We start from the raw sequence: 15,976 nt of genomic DNA on the forward strand, positions 1-15,976 counted from the left end.
CCGGGCGCTGCTCGCACGGCTGACGGCCGCACCCCGGCCGCCGGCCGGCGCCGGGTCCGTGCCGAGGGCCGAGGCCGGACTGCTGGCGGAGATCGCCCGCAGCGCCGCCCAGTCGTCACACCTCCTGGCCACCGGCGAGGAGCCGGCCCCACGGCGCCTGGAACGGTCGCTGCGCGCGTTCCGGAGCACACCGCCCGACGCGACGGACGCGGGGGGAGCCCCGGACGGGGCGGGCGGCCCGCGCGGCCGGGACGGCACGGACGCGGCCGCGGCGCCCCGTCGCCGCGCCGCGCTCGCGGAGACCGCCGAGGCCGCGGTGGCCCTGTCCACGGCGGCCCGCCTGGCCGTGTGCGGCCGGAGCGCGGTGACCGCCGGGTGGGTGGGCGGACCGGCGTTCGCGTACGCCGGGCAGAGCACCGGGAGGCTGTACTGGCGGCGGATCGCCGGTCACGCCGGCCCCCGGTCGGTGTACTTCCAGAACGCGCTGCGGATCAGCCTCGCCCTGGCGGTGGCGCGCGCGGTCGCCGGCGCGGTCTCCCTCCCGCACGGCTTCTGGGCGATGCTCGCCGCGCTCAGCCTGACCCGGACGACCTTCGTCCAGACCGGGCGGACCATCCGGCTGGCCCTCACCGGCACGGTGGTCGGGGCGACCGCCGCCGGGGCGCTGCTGGCCGTGGTCGGCCACCACGGCGTCGTGTACGCGGTGCTCCTGCCACCGCTGATGGCCGTCACGTTCTTCCTCGGACCGCTGCTCGGGGTCGGCTGGGCCCAGGCGCTGTTCACGGTCGTCGTCGCCGCGATCTTCGGCCAGCTCGCCCCGGCCTCCTGGCACCTCGCCGAGGTCCGCCTGCTCGACGTCCTCACCGGCAGCCTGATCGGTCTGCTGTGCGGCCTGCTCGCCTGGCCGCACGGGGCGCGGACGGTCCTGCCACGGGACACCGCGATGCTGCTCGACGCGGTCGCGGCGGCGGTGACGGCCACCACCGCGGCCCTCGCGGGGGCTCCGGCGACGGGCCCGCTCCCGGCACCCGGGGCGACCCCGGGGACGGCGCGGGACCCGACCGCGGCGCTGACGCACGCCCTGCCGGTCGTGGAGTCGGCGTACGCGCAGTTCCAGGACGAGCCCCGGCCCGTGGCCGACCTGCCCGGACCGGACTGGCAGGCCGCGCTGATCGCCGGCCACCACGCCCGTCGCGGCAGCACCCGGCTCCTGGAGCGTCCGGTCCGGCCCGGGCCGGACGCGGCCGAGCGGGCCTGGCTGCTGCGGTCCGGTGACCACGTGGCGGGCGCGTACACGGCCGCGGCGGCACGGCTCGCGGACCGGCGCCGCCGGGTCACAGCCGCACCGGGCCCGGCCACCCCTCCCCCGCCACCACCGCCGCCACCGCCCGGTGGCGCGCCCTTCCTGTACGAGGTGGCCGCCTGGCTCGAAGGCCTGACCCACGACCTCGCACGCCTGGACCCGCACCCGCTCCCCGCCACCGCTCCCGCCCCGGACCCGAACCGCGACGGGGACCCGGACCCGGACCGCGACGAGGACCGGGGTGCGGGGCCGACCGCGTGACCGTACGGCCGATCCGCCGCACGGATGACATCCCCGCCACCGGAACGCGGCGCAGCGCCCCACCGGAACGCCGCCCGGGCATGGTCGGTGTTCGGCCCGGACGGCAGCCCGGGCCCGACCGGTGACGGCCGGAGCGACGAGGATCCTCCCCCGCCCCGCCACCACGACCGGTCCCGCGCACCACCAGGCCCGAGCGCCGGAAGGCCCGTAGGGCGGAAGGACGGAACGGATGGGAAGCCAGCGGCCCGACCCCACCCCGGCGGATCCCGCGCCCGCCGCATCGGCCGTGCCCGCCGAGACGAGCCGGCGGCTCGCGCTGGCGGCCATGCTGTTCGCGGTCTCGATGACCTTCATCGACCAGACGATCGTCTCGATCGCCGCACCCGACATCATCCGCGAGCTGGGCCTGTCGGCCGTCGGCATGCAGTGGGTGGTCAACGCCTACCTGCTCTCCCTGGCGGCGTTCTTCGCCCTCGGCGGCCGGCTCGCCGACGTCCTCGGCCACAAGCGGATGATGCTGATCGGCACCCTCACCTTCGTGATCGCCTCCGCACTGTGCGGCGCGGTGCCGTCAGGCGGCGCCGCGGAGTCCTGGCTGATCTGCTTCCGCGCGGTCCAGGGACTCGGCGCGGCGCTGATGTTCCCGGCCGCGCTCGCGGTGGTGGTCGAGGTGTTCCCCCTGGAGCGGCGCGGCCGGGCGCTGGCACTGTTCTTCGGGGTCGCGGGCGGCCTCACGGCGATCGGCCCGGTGCTCGGCGGCTGGCTGACCTCCTGGACCTGGCGGGCGATCTTCTGGGTGAACGTGCCGGTGGCCGTGATCGCGATCGTGCTCACCGTGCTGGCCCGGATCCGCAACACCCCGCGCCGCGAGCCCGTCGACTGGACCGGCGCGCTCCTGGTGGCCGCCGGGATGGGGCTGAGCGTGCTCGGGCTCCAGCAGGCGGCGACCTGGGGGTGGGGCAGCTGGGCGACCTGGCTCTGCATCGTCGGCGGGCTGGTGGTGCTGGTGGTGTTCTGCGTGCTGGAGCTGCGCACCGAACACCCGCTGATCAAGCTTCGGGTCTTCGCCGACCGCGCCTTCGCGGCCGACAACGCCGTGCTGTTCTTCGCCATGATCGCGTTCGTCCCGGTGTTCTTCTTCGCCTCGGTCTACGCCCAGGTGGCGCTGGACCAGTCCCCCAACGAGGCCGGCCTCTACCTGCTGGTGTTCTTCGCCGGCTTCGCCCCCGGCTCGCAGATCGGCGGACGGATGCTGGACCGGCGCGGCGCGCGCCCGCCGATGCTGCTGGGCACGGCGGTGTCCGCGGTCGGGTTCGCCCTGTGGGCCTCGAAGATCACCGACCTCTCGCTCGGCGCGCAGTGGCCGTACATCGTGCTGGCGGGCGCGGGCATCGGGCTGCTGCTGACGCCCGCGTCGACGGACGCCGTCAACCGCTCGATCGACGCGTCCTACGGCGAGGTCACCGGGATCACCCAGACCGTGCGCAACTACTCCGCGAGCCTGGGGCTGGCCGTGCTGGGCACCGTGCTGCTCCACACCACCACCAGGAACGTGCGGGAGACCCTCGTCGCCGACGGTGTCCCGGCCGACACCGCGCACCAGGTCGCCGACACGGTGACCGCGGGCATCACCGGCCACGGCTCCGGCGGCCAGTCCCCCGCCGGTGTCGGGGCCGCGATGACGGACGCGATCCGGGCGGACTTCGCGGAGGCGAACGGGCCCGTGCTGTACGGCATGGCGGCGGCGCTCGCCGTCGCGTTCCTGTGCGCGCTGCTGCACCCCGGTACCCGGGTCACCGAGGAGATCGGCCCGCAGCGGGGCCGGTGACCGCTCCGGCCGGCGGCTCACCGGCTCCCCTGCGCGGGCGGCGCCGGGCCCCTCCGGGGGGAGCGCCCCTCCGGCGGGGTCGTCGGCTCCGGGCGGTAGCGTCGGCGACGCCGGTCCGGGAGCGGTCCGGGCCGTGAGCCGGCCCGGAGCCGGCCCGGAGCGGACCCTGGGCGCAGCCCGTCCGGGAGAGCCGTCCGCGAGCCCAGGAGCACCGCCGTGAACCGCTACACGCCCCCGCCGCCCGAGTACGCCTGGTTGATGGGCGGGCTGACGGCGGCCCTGGAGGAGGGCGGGGTCCACCACCTCGGGTACCGGCTGTCGGGCCCCTGTCTGGAGTACGACGACGGGAGCAGCAGCCACTGGCAGCTGCTCCGGCTGCCGGGGGGCCGTGCGGTGGTCACCGGGTTCGACGTGGACTTCAGCCGGGAGCAGGACGTGCGGGAGCTGCTGGCGGGCGGACCCGGCTGGCTCCCCCGGGACTGGTCCGGGCTCACCGAGCGGATCGCCTTCTGCTTCTGGTGGGAGCGCGGCGCCGGCGCGTGGTCGTCCGCGCCGTGCCCGCCGGACCGCGGTGCCACCGTCACCGGATCCGTCCACGACATCGAGGACCGGCTCTTCGAGCGCGCCGTGGAACGCTCCGGGGACTACGACGAGGTCCGCGAGGTGTTCTGTCCACGGCTCGACGCCCTCGTCGGGGCTGCCTCCGAGGCGCGCCTCGGCGAGGCCGAACTGACGCCCGTCCTCGCGTACCTGGAGGACCCCGGCCACCTCGCCCCCGCCGCGGCCCTGGCCGTCGCCACCGCGGCCGGGTTCACCCCCGGCAGCCGCCGGCCGGAGCTGTCGGTCGCCGGCTGACCCTCCCGTACCGGCGGCCGGCCGGCCGGCCGGTGGGAGGGTGCCGTCGTGCCGGTGCCGTCGTGCCGGTGCCGTCGTGCGGTGCGGAGCCCGACGGACGGAGGTGACTCCGCGGAGGCAACTCCAATGGGCCAGCAGCGTTCGTCGCCCGGCCGCCCGGAGCCGAGCATGGGAACGGCCCCCACCGGCGGCCGAACGGACGGCTGAAAGGTTGCACGGGATGCGAACGCTCTACCCCTGCCGCACCAGAGGAAGCAGGCCGGCGCGAACTGCGGCGGCCCTCGCGGCCGTCGCGGGAGCGGTCGTCCTCACCGTGGCGTCGTGCAGCAGCTCGTCGGCGCCCGCGACGCCGACCGACACCGCCCGCCCCACGCTGACGGAAGCACCGAACCCGTCGACGTTCTCCGGCGAGCCGCCCTCCGCACTCGCCTCGAAGGCGGAGTCCGCCCTGGCCGAGGCCTCCTCCCGCTCGGCCTCGGCCCAGGCCGCCGCGTCGTCCTTCCAGGCGTCGGCGGACGCCCAGGCCGCGCAGAGCCGCCAGAAGGCCACCGAAGTCCTCCAGGGCGTGGCGGGCAGCGGCAACGCGCTCTCCGACGTCACCCTCACCGGTGTACCGCGGAGCACCACCGGCGGCCTCCACGCGGCCGTGGTGACGATCGTCAACAGCACGCGCGAGACCGCCTCCTACGCGGTCCGGGTGGACTTCACCGACGCGTCCGGCAACACCGTCGACACCGCGGTGGTCGGCGCCGAGAACATCCCTGCCGGCGGCAAGGCCGACCCGATCGCGTTCAGCCGCCAACCGGGCGACCTGCCGCTGACCCCGGTCGTGGTCAAGGCCCAGAGGTACTGAGTCCGCGGCGGACCGCGGACAGCGGACCGCCGCGCGCGTACGCCCGCCGGACGGGTTCTGACGAAAGGTACTCCCCCATGCGTTCCGATCTCACCACCGCGACGCTCGCCGAGCTTCGCCGTCCCCGCCCGTACCCGGCGGTCTCGATCCTGATGCCGACCCACCGCCGGGAGCCCGACAACGCCCAGGACCCGGTTCTCCTGCGGAACCTCGTCGCCGAGGCGAGGGCCAGGATCGACGAGGACCAGGCGATCTCCCGGGCCGACCGGCTCGACGTGACCGGCCAGCTCGACCAGGCGCTGAAGGAGGTCGACCTCGTGCACGCGGAGGACGGCCTCGCCCTGTTCGTCTCGCCCGGCGAGCACCAGGTGTGGTCGCTGACCCGGGCCGTGCCGGCCCGCACGGTCGTGTCGGACTCCTATCTCACCCGCAACCTGGTCGCCGCCCGTGCGGCCGACCGCCCCTACTGGGTCCTGGCGCTCGCCGCCGACCGCATCAGCCTGTGGGCGGGCACGGGCGACCGCCTGGAGGCACAGTCCGGGAGCTTCCCCTTCACCCGGAGCCTGGAGGACCCGGACGCCGAGCGCAAGGAGCGGATCGGCGACCTGCCGAGCACCTTCAGCGACGAGGCCACCCGCCAGTTCTTCCGTGAGGCGGAGGCGGGCCTGCGGGACGTGCTCGCCGAGGACCCCCGCCCGTTCCACCTGGTGGGCGAGGCCCACGCGCTGTCCCTCTTCCAGGACCTCTGGACCGCCACCCCCGGCCCCGTGGCGACGGTCGCGGTGGGCGGCCTCGCCGAAGGGCCGGCCCAGGCGCTCCGGGAGGCGGTGCGGCCCGCCCTCGCCCAGCAGGCCGACCGGGCCGCCGCGAACGCGGAGGCCGAGCTGGACCAGGCCCGCGGCCGCCAGCTGCTGGCCGCCGGGCTCGACGAGGTGTGGCAGACCACGGGCGACGGGCGGATCGGTCGGCTGGTCGTCGAGGACGACTACCGCGCCACCGTCCGCGACGACGGCGAACACCTCGTCCCGGCCACCGACGGCGAGGCCGGTGCCCGTGAGGACATCGTCGACGAGATCATCGAGAAGGCGCTGGACGGCGGGGCCCAGGTCGACTTCGTCCCGGACGGGAAGCTGAGCGGCATGGGGCACATCGCCGCGGTCCTGCGGTACTGAGCTCCTGAGGTTCTGAGGTTCGTGCCGCTCCCGGCCCCGTCCTGCCCACCCGCAGGGCGGGGCCGGCGCCGTCGTGCCCGTGCACGGCCTTCGCCCTCCCGTCCGCCGGCGTCACCGGTCGGCCGGGCCGGCCGCTCGGGCGGGGCGGGACCAGGTGAGCCCTTCGAGCTGTTCGATGCTCCGGTTGAACTCGACCAGCAAGGTGAGGAACCGCTCGGTCTGCGGTTCGGGCCAGCCGGAGGCCTCGATGAGGCGGGCCGTGCCCGCGCGGCTGACGGCCCGGTCGGCCGTCAGGCGTTCCAGGCCGAGCGCGGTGGGGCGGAACCGGCGGGCCGTCCCTCCGGCGGGATCGGGGATCCGCTGCACCAGGCCGGCCCGGAGCATCGCCCCGACCTGGCGGTTGACGGTGGAGACCCCGACGTGGAACGTCAGGGCCAGCTCCTTCAGCGTGAGCGGTTCACCGGCCTCCAGCCGGGTGAGCAGGACGTAGGCCGAGCGCTCCAGCGTCTGGCCGATCCGGGGGCCACGGGCCGCCACGAAGTGGCGGGACAGCAGGGTCAGTTCACGCTCCAGCTCACCCAGCCGACGTTCGTGCTCACTCATTCCGGTCCTCCGCTCCGCAGATTCTTTGTGCATAGTGCACATCATATGTACGCTACACAATATGGGCATCATGCCCGTGCGGCCCGACACGAACCACCGCACCAGCACGAACGACGAAAGGACCTGGCCATGGATCGCCTGAAGGAGAAGGTCGCGGTCATCACCGGCGCGGGGAGCGGGATCGGACGCTCGGCGGCCGAGCTGATGAGCCGCGAGGGCGCCCTCGTCGTGGTCGCCGACCACAACACCCGGGGCGCCGAGGAGACCGCCCGGCTCGTCGAGGCGGCCGGCGGCCGGGCCCTGCCCGTCACCGTCGACGTCACCGACGAGGGCTCGGTGGCCGACATGGTCGCCGCCGCCGTCCGCGAGTTCGGCGGACTGCACGTCCTCTGCAACCACGTCGGCGGGACCGATCCCCGCAAGGACCTGGACCTGCTGCGCATGGACCTCGACGAGTTCGACCGGGCCGTCGCCCTCAACATGCGCAGCACCCTGCTGGGCTCCCGGCACGCGGTGCCCCACATGATCCGCGCCGGCGGCGGCTCGATCGTCAACACCGCCTCCGTGGCGGCCCTCGTCGGCGACGTGCTCCAGACCTCCTACGGCGCCGTCAAGGCGGCCGTGGTCAGCATCACGAAGTCGATCGCCGTCCAGTACGGACCGCAGCACGTGCGCTGCAACGCCGTCGCTCCGGGTGCGGTCATGACCCCCGCCCTGGAGAACAACCTGCCCCCGGAGGTCATCCGGTCGCTCAGGAACGGCAACGCCCTCCCCTACCTGGGCACACCCGAGGACATCGGCCACACCATGGTCTTCCTCGCCTCCGACGAGTCGCGCTACCTCACCGGCCAACTCCTGGTCGTCGACGGCGGCATGACCATGCAGTCCTCCGCGGCGCCCGGCCGGCGCGCCATGCTCCCCGGCTGAGGCCCGCGCGGCAGGGCGGACCCGGCCAGGAAGGGAGCCGGGAGAGAAGGAAGCGACAAGGGGGGAAGGAGGCGGGCGGGGCAGGCGGGGCGGGCGGCGGCCGGGGGCGCCACGGCCGCCCCGCGCGCCCGGCCGGACGTGACCGCCCTACGGCGTCGGCCCCGGCGGGAACGGACCCGCCGCCGGAGCACCCGCCTGCACGGAGGTCCGGGCTGCGGCGAGGGCGGCGCCCGCGGTGCGCAGGTGGTGGGCGATCAGGGGCAGCAACGCCGGAGAGAGCGTGCGGGCCGTGAACTGCCGCGCCGCCTCCAACGGACCGGCGGCCCGCTCCAGGAGATCCGCGACGCGGAGGCGGTCCGCGCCGAGGGCCTCCGCCCGGAGACCGTCCGCATGGAGGGCGTCCGCCCCGGCGTCCGACCGCAGCTCCCCCACGGTACGGCGCAGCAGGATCAGCGAGTCCTCCGCGTCGGGTGGTCCGTCGGGGAACTCATGCCCCCACCGGGCGAGTTCGAGCTCGACGGTCCGGGCGTGGTGGTCGCACCGCCCGGCCCAGAAGACCAGGGAGGCGGTCGGGGGCGGCGGAGACTGGTTCTGGGTCGACACCCTCCGATCATGTCCCAAGACCGGGCCGCCCGTGTCCCGTTCCCGCAGCTTCACCATCCGGAGCGCAGGCCCGGTGGACCGACCGGTGGACCGACCGGCCGGGGCGTCGACCGCACGTTCGACGGTCGGGGCGGCGTGCGGGCGCCAGGGGGCAGGCCGACCGGGGCCCGCTCGGCGCGTCGCGGACGCGGTCGCACCGCCACGCCCGCGCGACATCCTCCGTAGACGTACCCCCCGTACAGCCCTTGACCGGCGGGTCGATAGTATGTACCCGCACGTGAGGCCCGGCAGACGGCTTCCCGTCACGGCGCCCGTCCGACGACGAACGTCGCACCGTGTCCGCTCCGTACGTTCCGGAGCCCGCTCCCGCCTGCCGACACTCCGTGGCGCTCGTGACCCTCGACGCCTGACGGGCCGCCGGGGTCATCAGCGTCGTCGAGGAGAACCGTGCCCGGATCGCAGCCTGCCGGACGCCTGCGCGCGTCCGGCCCCGCTCCACCGGCTGCCGGTGGACCGCCCCGGCCCGGACCGGGTACCGGCGCCGGTACCGGCGCCGACTCCGGTTCCCCTCGGGATTCCCGCCCCTCCCGTACGCCTCCCGCGCCTCTCCGGTCCCCCGGAGCCGCCGGGTCGCGCGCCGCGCGTGCCCTCCCACCATCCATCAGCGACACGTCAGTTCAGGTACCGCATGCACCTCCACACCGCCCCCATCGACGGTTTCCATTACGGCTGGATCAACCCGGTCCTCTCCTACCTGGTCGCCTGCACCGGAGCCGCTCTCGGCCTTCGGTGCACCGTCCGCGCCCTCGACCTGCCGCCGCGCCGGCGCCTCGGCTGGCTGCTGCTCGGCGCCACCGAGATCGGCTGCGGCATCTGGACGATGCACTTCCTGGCGATGCTCGGATTCAACGTCACCGGATCGACGATCCTCTACAACGTGCCCCTGACGCTGTGCAGCCTGCTGCTGGCGATCGGCGTGGTCGGCCTCGGCATCCTCTACGTCGGCTACCGACCGCGTAGTGCCGGGACGCTGCTGATCGGCGGGACGGTCACCGGTCTCGGCGTCGCGGCGATGCACTACCTCGGCATGGCCGCCATGCACGTGCAGGGGCAGGTCTCGTACCAGCCGCTCGTCGTCGCCGCCTCGATCGCGATCGCGGTGTTCGCGGCCACCGCCGCGCTGTGGATGACGCTCAACATCACCGGCCTGCTGGCCTCGCTGGCCTCCGCGCTGATCGCGGGCGTCGCGGTGGTCGCCATGCACTACACCGGGATGGCCGCCGTCTCGGTCGTGCTGGACGGCCGCACGCCGACCGCCGGCCTGCCCGCCTCGCAGTTCATCACCCCGCTCGCGGTGGCGGTGCTCGTCCTCCTCGCGCTCGGCGGGATCGCGCTCATGCTCTCCCCGCAGGAGTCCTCCCTCTCGGGTCGCCCGGCCCCTCGGCCGGAACCCATCCCGGTCCGGCTGTTCGACCGGCGCGACTGACCCGGAACCGGGCGCACGGCGGTTCGACCCGTCGTGCGCCCGGACGCCGGTCCCCGCCGGCACCGGTCGATGCGCCGCATCGGACTGAAGTCCGTGCCGGAGGAGGTGCCGGGCCGTCGTACCCGACGGTGCTGTCCTTCCGGCCGCAGAGCCGGACGGCCTCGGCTCGGGGCGTCAGGACGTCCGGGGCACGGCGCCGGACGCGGCCGGGGCCGCGAGGCCCTCGCCCGGGGAGGCCGGGGCGGCGTGTTCGCGGAGGAGGGCGGCCAGGGCCTCGGCGTACGGGTGGGGGCGGCTGCGCAGGGCCCGGGCGATCCCGAAGTGGCGGGCGGGACGCGGCGGCCTCACCGGAACCACCCGAGTACCGGGGAGTGCCGGATCGAGCGCGACGTACGGCACCAGGGACACGCCCACGCCCGCCGCCACCAGGGACCGGGCGAGGAAGTAGTCGGTGGTGGAGCCCGCGACCCGGAGTTCGAAGCCGGCGAGCGCGGCGTGGCCGCGGTGAACGCCTGCTCGGACGGGCCGGTCGACGCGGTCGCGCTCTGCGAGCTGATCGCGGAACGGCTCGGCACCACGCCGCGCTACCGCCGGGCCGGGGAGACGGACCGCTCGCCGTTCTCCTTCGACCGCTGGTACCCGATGGACAACCGGCACGCCGCCGCCTCGGGCTGCGGTTCTCCCCCACGGCGCAGTGGCTGGACGGCGCCGTGGGCGAGGTCCTCGAAGCCCTCGGAGGGCCGGGGGAGTTCGGAGGGCTCGGGGACCGCGGGGATTCCTACGCTCCCGAGGAGCGCCACGGCCGCGACGGCCACGGCGCCGGGGTGTCCGGCGGAAGGGCGGCGTGACCGTGCGACAGCGCTCCCTCGGCGACCGGACGGTCGGCGCGATCGGGCTCGGCGCGATGCCGCTCTCGGTCGAGGGCCGGCCCGACACGGACGCCGCCCTCACCACCCTGCACGCCGCGCTGCACGCCGGCGTCACCCTGCTCGACACCGCCGACTCCTACCACCAGCACGCCGACGAGGTCGGCCACAACGAGCGGCTGGTCGCCCGGGCCCTGGCCGCCCGTGAACTGCTGGACGCCGGAAAGATCAGGGCCGCAGGGATCTCCAACGTCGACGAGCGGCAGATCCTGACGGCCCGGGACGTCCTCGGCCCGGACCTGGTCTCGGTGCAGAACCGGTTCTCGCCCGCCGTGCGCGGCGGCGAGCCCGAACTGCGGCTCTGTGAACGGCTGGGCCTCGCGTTCCTCCCCTGGAACCCGCTCGGTGGTCTCGCCCGCAGCGTCCTGGACGACCCCTCGGAGGACACCGCGGCCCGCACCGCCTTCCACCGGATCGCCGCCGCACCGAGGGTCTCCCCGCAGCAGGTCGGCCTCGCCTGGCTCCTCGCGCTCTCCCCCGTCGTCGTCCCGATCCCCGGTGCCCGCCGCCCGCCGCCCGTCGCCCGTCGCCCGTCGCCCGTCGCCCGGCCAGCATCCGCGATTCCGTGGCGGCGGCCGGCCTCGTCCTCCGCCCGGACGAACTCGAAGCCCTCGCCGGACCGTTCACGGGCCCGGAGCAGCCGCCCGCAGCGACGCCGGGAGCGGGGTGAGATCGCGTTCGGGGCGCCGCCGCGCCCCGGACAGGCTCGTCCGACCGCCGGTCCGTGGCGTCCGAGAAGTCGCGCGGGAGCTCGGTGCGGGCGGCCGACGGGTGAGGTTCCGGCGGAGTCGGGCGGCGGACGGAGGCGTCGGGGCGTGCCGTGGAAGACTTTCGGACCATGGACGAGGGCGACACGGACGAGAGCAGCGGGCAGGTGCCCCTGCTGCTGGTGGACGCCGCCAACGTCGTCGGGTCGGTGCCCGACGGCTGGTGGCGCGACCGGCGGGGCGCCGCGGAGCGGTTGCGCGACTCCCTGACCGGCATCGCGGTCGGCGGGCTGGTGTCACCTGCCGGCGGCCCGGCGTGGGCGCACTCCGGGCCGCTGGAGGTGGTCCTCGTCGTGGAGGGCGCCGCGCGCGGCGTCGCCCCGGTCCCCGGAGTCCGGGTCGAGGCCGCGTCCGGCAGCGGCGACGACCGGATCGTCGACCTCGTCGGGAACGCCCTGACCGACCGGACCCGGCGGAGGTGCCTGGTCGTCACCGCGGACCGCGGACTGCGAGCCAGGGTCACCGCGCTCGGCGCCGACGTCGTCGGCCCCCGGGCGGTCCGCCCGGCGTGAGCCCCGTGCGGCCGACGCCACCGGCCCGACGCGCGACCGCCGTCTGTCGGCAGCCGGGGACGCAGGGCGGCGCGGCGGCACGGCGGGGAGTGCGAGGTCACCGCCACCGGGGTCGGCCCGGCGCCGGTCGGCGGCGACGTCGTCGCCCTCGGCACCGCCGACAACCGCGACCTGACCGTCGACCGCCGTGCGGACACCACCTGGACGGTGCCGCAGGGGCGCCGTTCCCGTGGCTGCGACGCGGACGGGCACACCCGTGCGCCGGCGGTCGCACCGGTGGCGCACGCGCCGTCCCCGGTACGGGCCGTACCCCGCGCGGGCCTCCGGATCAGAACACCGACCAGCCGGTCGCGGTCGTCAGCGCGTCGAGGGCCGCGACGCCGAGCACCGAGTTCCCGGCGGCGTCCAGGCCCGGGCTCCAGACGCAGACCGTGCCCCGGCCCGGCAGCACCGCCAGCACCCCGCCGCCGACCCCGCTCTTGCCCGGCAGGCCGACCCGGTAGGCGAACTCGCCCGCCGCGTCGTAGGTACCGCAGGTGAGCAGCACCGCGTTGATCCGCTTGGCCTCGCTGCGCGACAGCAGCCGCGAACCGTCGGCCCGCACCCCGTGGCGGGCGAGGAAGAGTCCGGCCAGCGCGAGGTCGTGGCAGCTGGCCTCGATCGCGCAGTGCGCGTAGTAGTGCGCGAGAACGCTGTCGACCGGGTTACGCAGGTTCCCGTAGCTCGCCATGAAGTGTGCCATCGCGGCGTTGCGGTGACCGTGCTGCGCCTCCGAGGAGGCCACCGAGTCGTCCACCGCGACGGCCGGGTTCCCGGACTCGGTGCGCAGGAAGTCCCGGACGGCCCCGACCGCGTCCCCGGTCAGCTTCAGCAGCCGGTCCGTCACGACCAGGGCGCCGGCGTTGATGAACGGGTTGCGCGGGATGCCCTGCTCGGACTCCAGCTGCACCAGCGAGTTGAACGGGTTGCCGGACGGCTCGCGGCCCACGCCGGTCCAGAGTCCGTCGTCGCCCTCGGCCAGTGCCAGCGCCAGGGTGAAGAGCTTCGACACCGACTGGATCGAGAACGGGTGCCGCCAGTCCCCCGCCCCGAACACCTCCCCGTCGACGGTGGCGATCGCCATCCCGAATGCCGCCGGGTCGGCCTTCGCGAGGGCCGGAATGTAGTCGGCGACCCGCCCTCGCAGGGGCGACCGCCGGGCCGCCTCCATCGCCTCGTGCAACAGCACCTGGTAGTCCACTTCTTCCACGCCGCCATTCTGGTCGACCTCGTCGACCTGCGGGAACCCGGGTCCACCCGGTCCGGGGCCGACCGCCGGATGAGGGGGTGTGGCAGGCTGTGCGTCACCGACGGAGGGGGCGTACCACCATGCACAGGCCGAGCCGGCCCGAGGACCTGCACCACACGGACGCCGTGTGGGCGCGGGCCGTCGCCCTCGCCCTGCTGGAGGCCGCCCAGGGCGACCCCGAGGGCTACTGGCTGGACGAGCACGGTGTGTGGTGCGACGCCACCGGCGGGTCCTACTGGTGGCGTGTCACCGTGCTCGACGACGGCCACGCGGTCTTCTGCGGCCAGGACTCCGACGGGAGCGTGACCCACGTCGACGGCCGGCAGATCGACTTCCTCGCCGGAGGCCCGGACTGGCTGCCCTCGGAGCAGTTGCGCGAGGACGCCCGGGGCAACCTCTTCGGGTTCCTCTACTGGTGGGAGGACGGTGCCTGGCACCGGATCCCCTACCCGGCCGCCGTCCACGACGACGGGCTGTCCGGGGCCGCCGAATGGCTGGGCTCGGAGGAGGCGTTCGTCGACGAGGCGACCGGCCTGGCCGGCGTGCAGCGCGCGGACGAGCCGGTGTTCACCGCCGCCCTCGTCCGGTACCTGCGGCGCGCCGAGGTCCGTACCGTCGACACCTCCGTGGTGGCGGAGTTGCTGGCCGCGGCGGGCACCGGGGACGACGGGCGCCCGCCCCTGCTGCTGGAGCCGGCCGTGGACGTCGCCGTCCGCGCCGGGCTGACCCGGTACGCGGCGCAGGTCTGACCGCCGCGGCACCGACCCGAGGGACGGCGCGGTGTTCACCGGCTCGTGCCGGTGCCGGGCGCAGAATCGTCCGGGACAGCGCGTCCGTCACCGGCACGAGGAGCAGCGCCATGGCCCGCTACGAGACCGATCCCCGCGTGGATGCCTACATCGACGCCCTGCCCGGCTGGCAGCAGGAGATCTGCCGGCGGGTCAGGGACCTCGTCCACGAGGCCGATCCGGAGGTCGCGGAGACCGTCAAGCGGACCGTCGTCCCGTACTTCGTGCTCCAGGGCAACATCTGCGCGCTGCTCGCGGCCAAGGACCACGTCAACGTGTTCCTCTACGACGGCGGCATCGTGCCCGACCCGGAGGGCATCGTCACCGGCGGCCACGACAACAAGACCGCCCGCACGGTGGCCGTCCGGGAGGGCGGGGCGGTCAACGAGGCGGCGCTGCTGGCGATGTTCCGGCAGATCGTCGCCGACAACCGGGCCGGTGGCTGGCGGGTGCTGAAGCGCGACCGGTAGGAGCCGGGGTGGCGGCGTGGCTGGGGTGGCGGGGTGCCGGCGTGGATTCAGTAGCCGCCGAAGCCCCCGAACCCGCTGAGTCCGTGGCCGCCGGAGTAGCCGCCGGATCCGGACACACCGGTGCCTCCGATGCCGTGGCTTCGGCTCGACCCCCTCGTTCCGGGACTCGCGACCACCGGTTGCGGGCCCTCCGGACCCGCGCGCCAGTGGTTCCCGGTGACCTCGCGCCACCAGTCGTGGAAGGTGACGGCGACGTCCTGGGCACGGCACTCCTCCTCGGTCGCGGCGCGGGCCCGTTCGTCCCAGCGGAAGTCACCGCTGCCGTCGGGGGCGCGCACCAGCTCCCGCAGAGCCGTCGCCAGTTCCCTTGCGGTCAGAGGGCCCCGGGAGGGGCTCGCGGAGTCCTGCGGGCCCTCGGGTGCCCCAGGTGGCTCCGCCGCCGGCAGGTCGGAGCGGTGGATGTCGGAGCGGTGGATGCGGACGGGCTCGCCCCGGCCCGCCGGCCGGTAGAGCCACACCTCGCGGGCGGCGACCCCGTCGAGCACCGCCCGTCTCCGCCGCTCCTCCCGCCGGCGGGCCTCCTCGGCCGCCTTCCGCGCCACCAGCGCCTCCGCCACCCGCTGTTCGAGCTCCGCCCGCACCGGCCGGTACAGCTCGGTGACCCGGTGCAGCTCCAGCGCGAAGACCTGTTGCGCGTGCACCGACCGCTCGGTGGCCCGCCGCTGCCGGCCCGGCCACCGGCGCGGGCGGCCGATGCCGTGCCAGGCGCGTGAGCCCTCGGCCAGGTCGATGACGGCGCTGCGGCCACCGTGCGCCCGGTACACCTCCTCCAGGGCCCGCGACAGGCGGTCGAGGAAGGTGCGCAGGGCACCCTCCCAGCGCGCGCGGTCGGCCTCCGAGCAGGGAACCGGCTCGCCCCAGCCGACCCCGATCCGGTAGACCTCGACGTGCTCCGGCAGCACCACCGAGCCGGTCGGCGCCAGGCGGGCACCGCAGAGCCCCTCCACGTCCAGCCTGACCCTGTCCCGACCGACCCTGACCTCCGTGACCGCCACTGCCGCGCCCTCCCGCCCTCTTGGTCCTCCCACCGGCACACGACCCGAATGTCACTCACCATAACCGCGCGACCACGTTCGGCGACAGGGTTTTTCCGCCGGTCCGCCGCGCCGGGCGCCCCCGAACGTCGGCCGGGAACGGGAGGCGGGCAGTGGAGGCCGGAGAGGGAGCGGGGGGAACGTTTCCGCAGCGCAGGGGGGCGGCGGCCGTTGTCAGTGGCCCCCGATAGGTTCCTCCGTACAGCGCCGCTCCGGCGCGAAAACCCTCTCAGTGCAAGG

15 protein-coding genes and 1 pseudogene are annotated in these 15,976 nt (G+C 75.4%); 11 read left to right on the plus strand and 5 right to left on the minus strand.

Annotated elements, in window-relative coordinates; genetic code table 11:
- The 5 genes from ABZY91_RS27985 to ABZY91_RS28005 all read left to right on the plus strand — a co-directional run.
- Positions 1–1,564 (plus strand): FUSC family protein (locus ABZY91_RS27985; RefSeq protein WP_355405734.1); only part of this gene is annotated, 1,564 nt, incomplete at its 5' end.
- A 325-nt stretch (positions 1,565–1,889) separates the two neighbouring features.
- Positions 1,890–3,392: an MFS transporter gene (locus ABZY91_RS27990; RefSeq protein ID WP_355405755.1), complete on the plus strand. Its 1,503-nt coding sequence runs from the start codon at positions 1,890–1,892 to the stop codon at positions 3,390–3,392.
- A gap of 216 nt (positions 3,393–3,608) precedes the next feature.
- Positions 3,609–4,247: a hypothetical protein gene (locus ABZY91_RS27995; protein WP_355405735.1), complete on the plus strand. Its 639-nt coding sequence runs from the start codon at positions 3,609–3,611 to the stop codon at positions 4,245–4,247.
- A gap of 220 nt (positions 4,248–4,467) precedes the next feature.
- Entirely contained in the window at positions 4,468–5,100 is a 633-nt protein-coding gene (locus ABZY91_RS28000; protein ID WP_355405736.1) for a hypothetical protein, read from the plus strand.
- Between the two features lie 77 nt (positions 5,101–5,177).
- Entirely contained in the window at positions 5,178–6,272 is a 1,095-nt protein-coding gene (locus tag ABZY91_RS28005; protein WP_329876502.1) for a chemotaxis protein, read from the plus strand.
- 111 nt (positions 6,273–6,383) lie between these two features.
- On the opposite strand, the gene ABZY91_RS28010 is transcribed toward ABZY91_RS28005, so the two are convergent.
- Positions 6,384–6,875 (minus strand): MarR family transcriptional regulator, encoded by a 492-nt coding sequence (locus ABZY91_RS28010; RefSeq protein ID WP_355405737.1) that lies wholly within the window; start codon positions 6,873–6,875, stop codon positions 6,384–6,386.
- Between the two features lie 129 nt (positions 6,876–7,004).
- Here ABZY91_RS28010 and ABZY91_RS28015 point away from each other — a divergent pair, with 129 nt between their 5' ends.
- Positions 7,005–7,802: an SDR family NAD(P)-dependent oxidoreductase gene (locus tag ABZY91_RS28015; RefSeq protein ID WP_355405738.1), complete on the plus strand. Its 798-nt coding sequence runs from the start codon at positions 7,005–7,007 to the stop codon at positions 7,800–7,802.
- Between the two features lie 147 nt (positions 7,803–7,949).
- Here ABZY91_RS28015 and ABZY91_RS28020 read toward each other — a convergent pair whose 3' ends face one another.
- Positions 7,950–8,405: a hypothetical protein gene (locus ABZY91_RS28020; protein ID WP_355405739.1), complete on the minus strand. Its 456-nt coding sequence runs from the start codon at positions 8,403–8,405 to the stop codon at positions 7,950–7,952.
- Positions 8,406–9,093: 688 nt separating this feature from the next.
- Between ABZY91_RS28020 and ABZY91_RS28025 the strand changes: the two genes are divergently transcribed.
- Positions 9,094–9,891, plus strand: a complete 798-nt coding sequence (locus tag ABZY91_RS28025) for an MHYT domain-containing protein (protein ID WP_329876493.1) — start codon at positions 9,094–9,096, stop codon at positions 9,889–9,891.
- 174 nt (positions 9,892–10,065) lie between these two features.
- On the opposite strand, the gene ABZY91_RS28030 is transcribed toward ABZY91_RS28025, so the two are convergent.
- Complete coding sequence (locus ABZY91_RS28030) at positions 10,066–10,548, minus strand: LysR substrate-binding domain-containing protein (protein WP_355405740.1); 483 nt, start codon at positions 10,546–10,548, stop codon at positions 10,066–10,068.
- Positions 10,549–10,741: 193 nt separating this feature from the next.
- On the opposite strand from ABZY91_RS28030, the pseudogene ABZY91_RS28035 reads away from it, so the two are divergent.
- Both ABZY91_RS28035 and ABZY91_RS28040 read left to right on the plus strand, forming a co-directional pair.
- A pseudogene (locus tag ABZY91_RS28035) lies at positions 10,742–11,487 on the plus strand (aldo/keto reductase).
- 168 nt (positions 11,488–11,655) lie between these two features.
- Positions 11,656–12,096: an NTP pyrophosphohydrolase gene (locus tag ABZY91_RS28040; protein WP_355405741.1), complete on the plus strand. Its 441-nt coding sequence runs from the start codon at positions 11,656–11,658 to the stop codon at positions 12,094–12,096.
- Positions 12,097–12,424: 328 nt separating this feature from the next.
- Here the strand turns inward: ABZY91_RS28040 and ABZY91_RS28045 are convergent, their stop codons facing one another.
- A complete protein-coding gene (locus ABZY91_RS28045) occupies positions 12,425–13,336 on the minus strand; it encodes a glutaminase (RefSeq protein WP_329876610.1) in 912 nt (303 codons plus the stop codon).
- A 128-nt stretch (positions 13,337–13,464) separates the two neighbouring features.
- On the opposite strand from ABZY91_RS28045, the gene ABZY91_RS28050 reads away from it, so the two are divergent.
- Together ABZY91_RS28050 and ABZY91_RS28055 are read left to right on the plus strand one after the other, a co-directional pair.
- Complete coding sequence (locus tag ABZY91_RS28050; protein WP_355405742.1) at positions 13,465–14,133, plus strand: hypothetical protein; 669 nt, start codon at positions 13,465–13,467, stop codon at positions 14,131–14,133.
- A 110-nt stretch (positions 14,134–14,243) separates the two neighbouring features.
- Complete coding sequence (locus tag ABZY91_RS28055) at positions 14,244–14,642, plus strand: DUF1801 domain-containing protein (protein WP_329876487.1); 399 nt, start codon at positions 14,244–14,246, stop codon at positions 14,640–14,642.
- Positions 14,643–14,689: 47 nt separating this feature from the next.
- Here the strand turns inward: ABZY91_RS28055 and ABZY91_RS28060 are convergent, their stop codons facing one another.
- Positions 14,690–15,697 (minus strand): hypothetical protein, encoded by a 1,008-nt coding sequence (locus tag ABZY91_RS28060; protein ID WP_355405743.1) that lies wholly within the window; start codon positions 15,695–15,697, stop codon positions 14,690–14,692.
- Positions 15,698–15,976: the final 279 nt, after the last annotated feature.

Origin of the sequence: Kitasatospora sp. NPDC002965, from assembly GCF_040611255.1 — a bacterium.
GTDB lineage: Bacteria > Actinomycetota > Actinomycetes > Streptomycetales > Streptomycetaceae > Kitasatospora.

What these genes read in the sequence shown, in the direction of transcription:
- ABZY91_RS28040 (WP_355405741.1), top strand. Translation starts at nt 11,656, where the DNA reads ATGGACGAGGGCGACACGGACGAGAGCAGCGGGCAGGTGCCCCTGCTG.
- ABZY91_RS28010 (WP_355405737.1), bottom strand. Translation starts at nt 6,875, where the DNA reads ATGAGTGAGCACGAACGTCGGCTGGGTGAGCTGGAGCGTGAACTGACC.
- ABZY91_RS28025 (WP_329876493.1), top strand. Translation starts at nt 9,094, where the DNA reads ATGCACCTCCACACCGCCCCCATCGACGGTTTCCATTACGGCTGGATC.
- ABZY91_RS28055 (WP_329876487.1), top strand. Translation starts at nt 14,244, where the DNA reads ATGGCCCGCTACGAGACCGATCCCCGCGTGGATGCCTACATCGACGCC.
- ABZY91_RS28000 (WP_355405736.1), top strand. Translation starts at nt 4,468, where the DNA reads ATGCGAACGCTCTACCCCTGCCGCACCAGAGGAAGCAGGCCGGCGCGA.
- ABZY91_RS28050 (WP_355405742.1), top strand. Translation starts at nt 13,465, where the DNA reads ATGCACAGGCCGAGCCGGCCCGAGGACCTGCACCACACGGACGCCGTG.
- ABZY91_RS28015 (WP_355405738.1), top strand. Translation starts at nt 7,005, where the DNA reads ATGGATCGCCTGAAGGAGAAGGTCGCGGTCATCACCGGCGCGGGGAGC.
- ABZY91_RS28005 (WP_329876502.1), top strand. Translation starts at nt 5,178, where the DNA reads ATGCGTTCCGATCTCACCACCGCGACGCTCGCCGAGCTTCGCCGTCCC.
- ABZY91_RS27990 (WP_355405755.1), top strand. Translation starts at nt 1,890, where the DNA reads ATGCTGTTCGCGGTCTCGATGACCTTCATCGACCAGACGATCGTCTCG.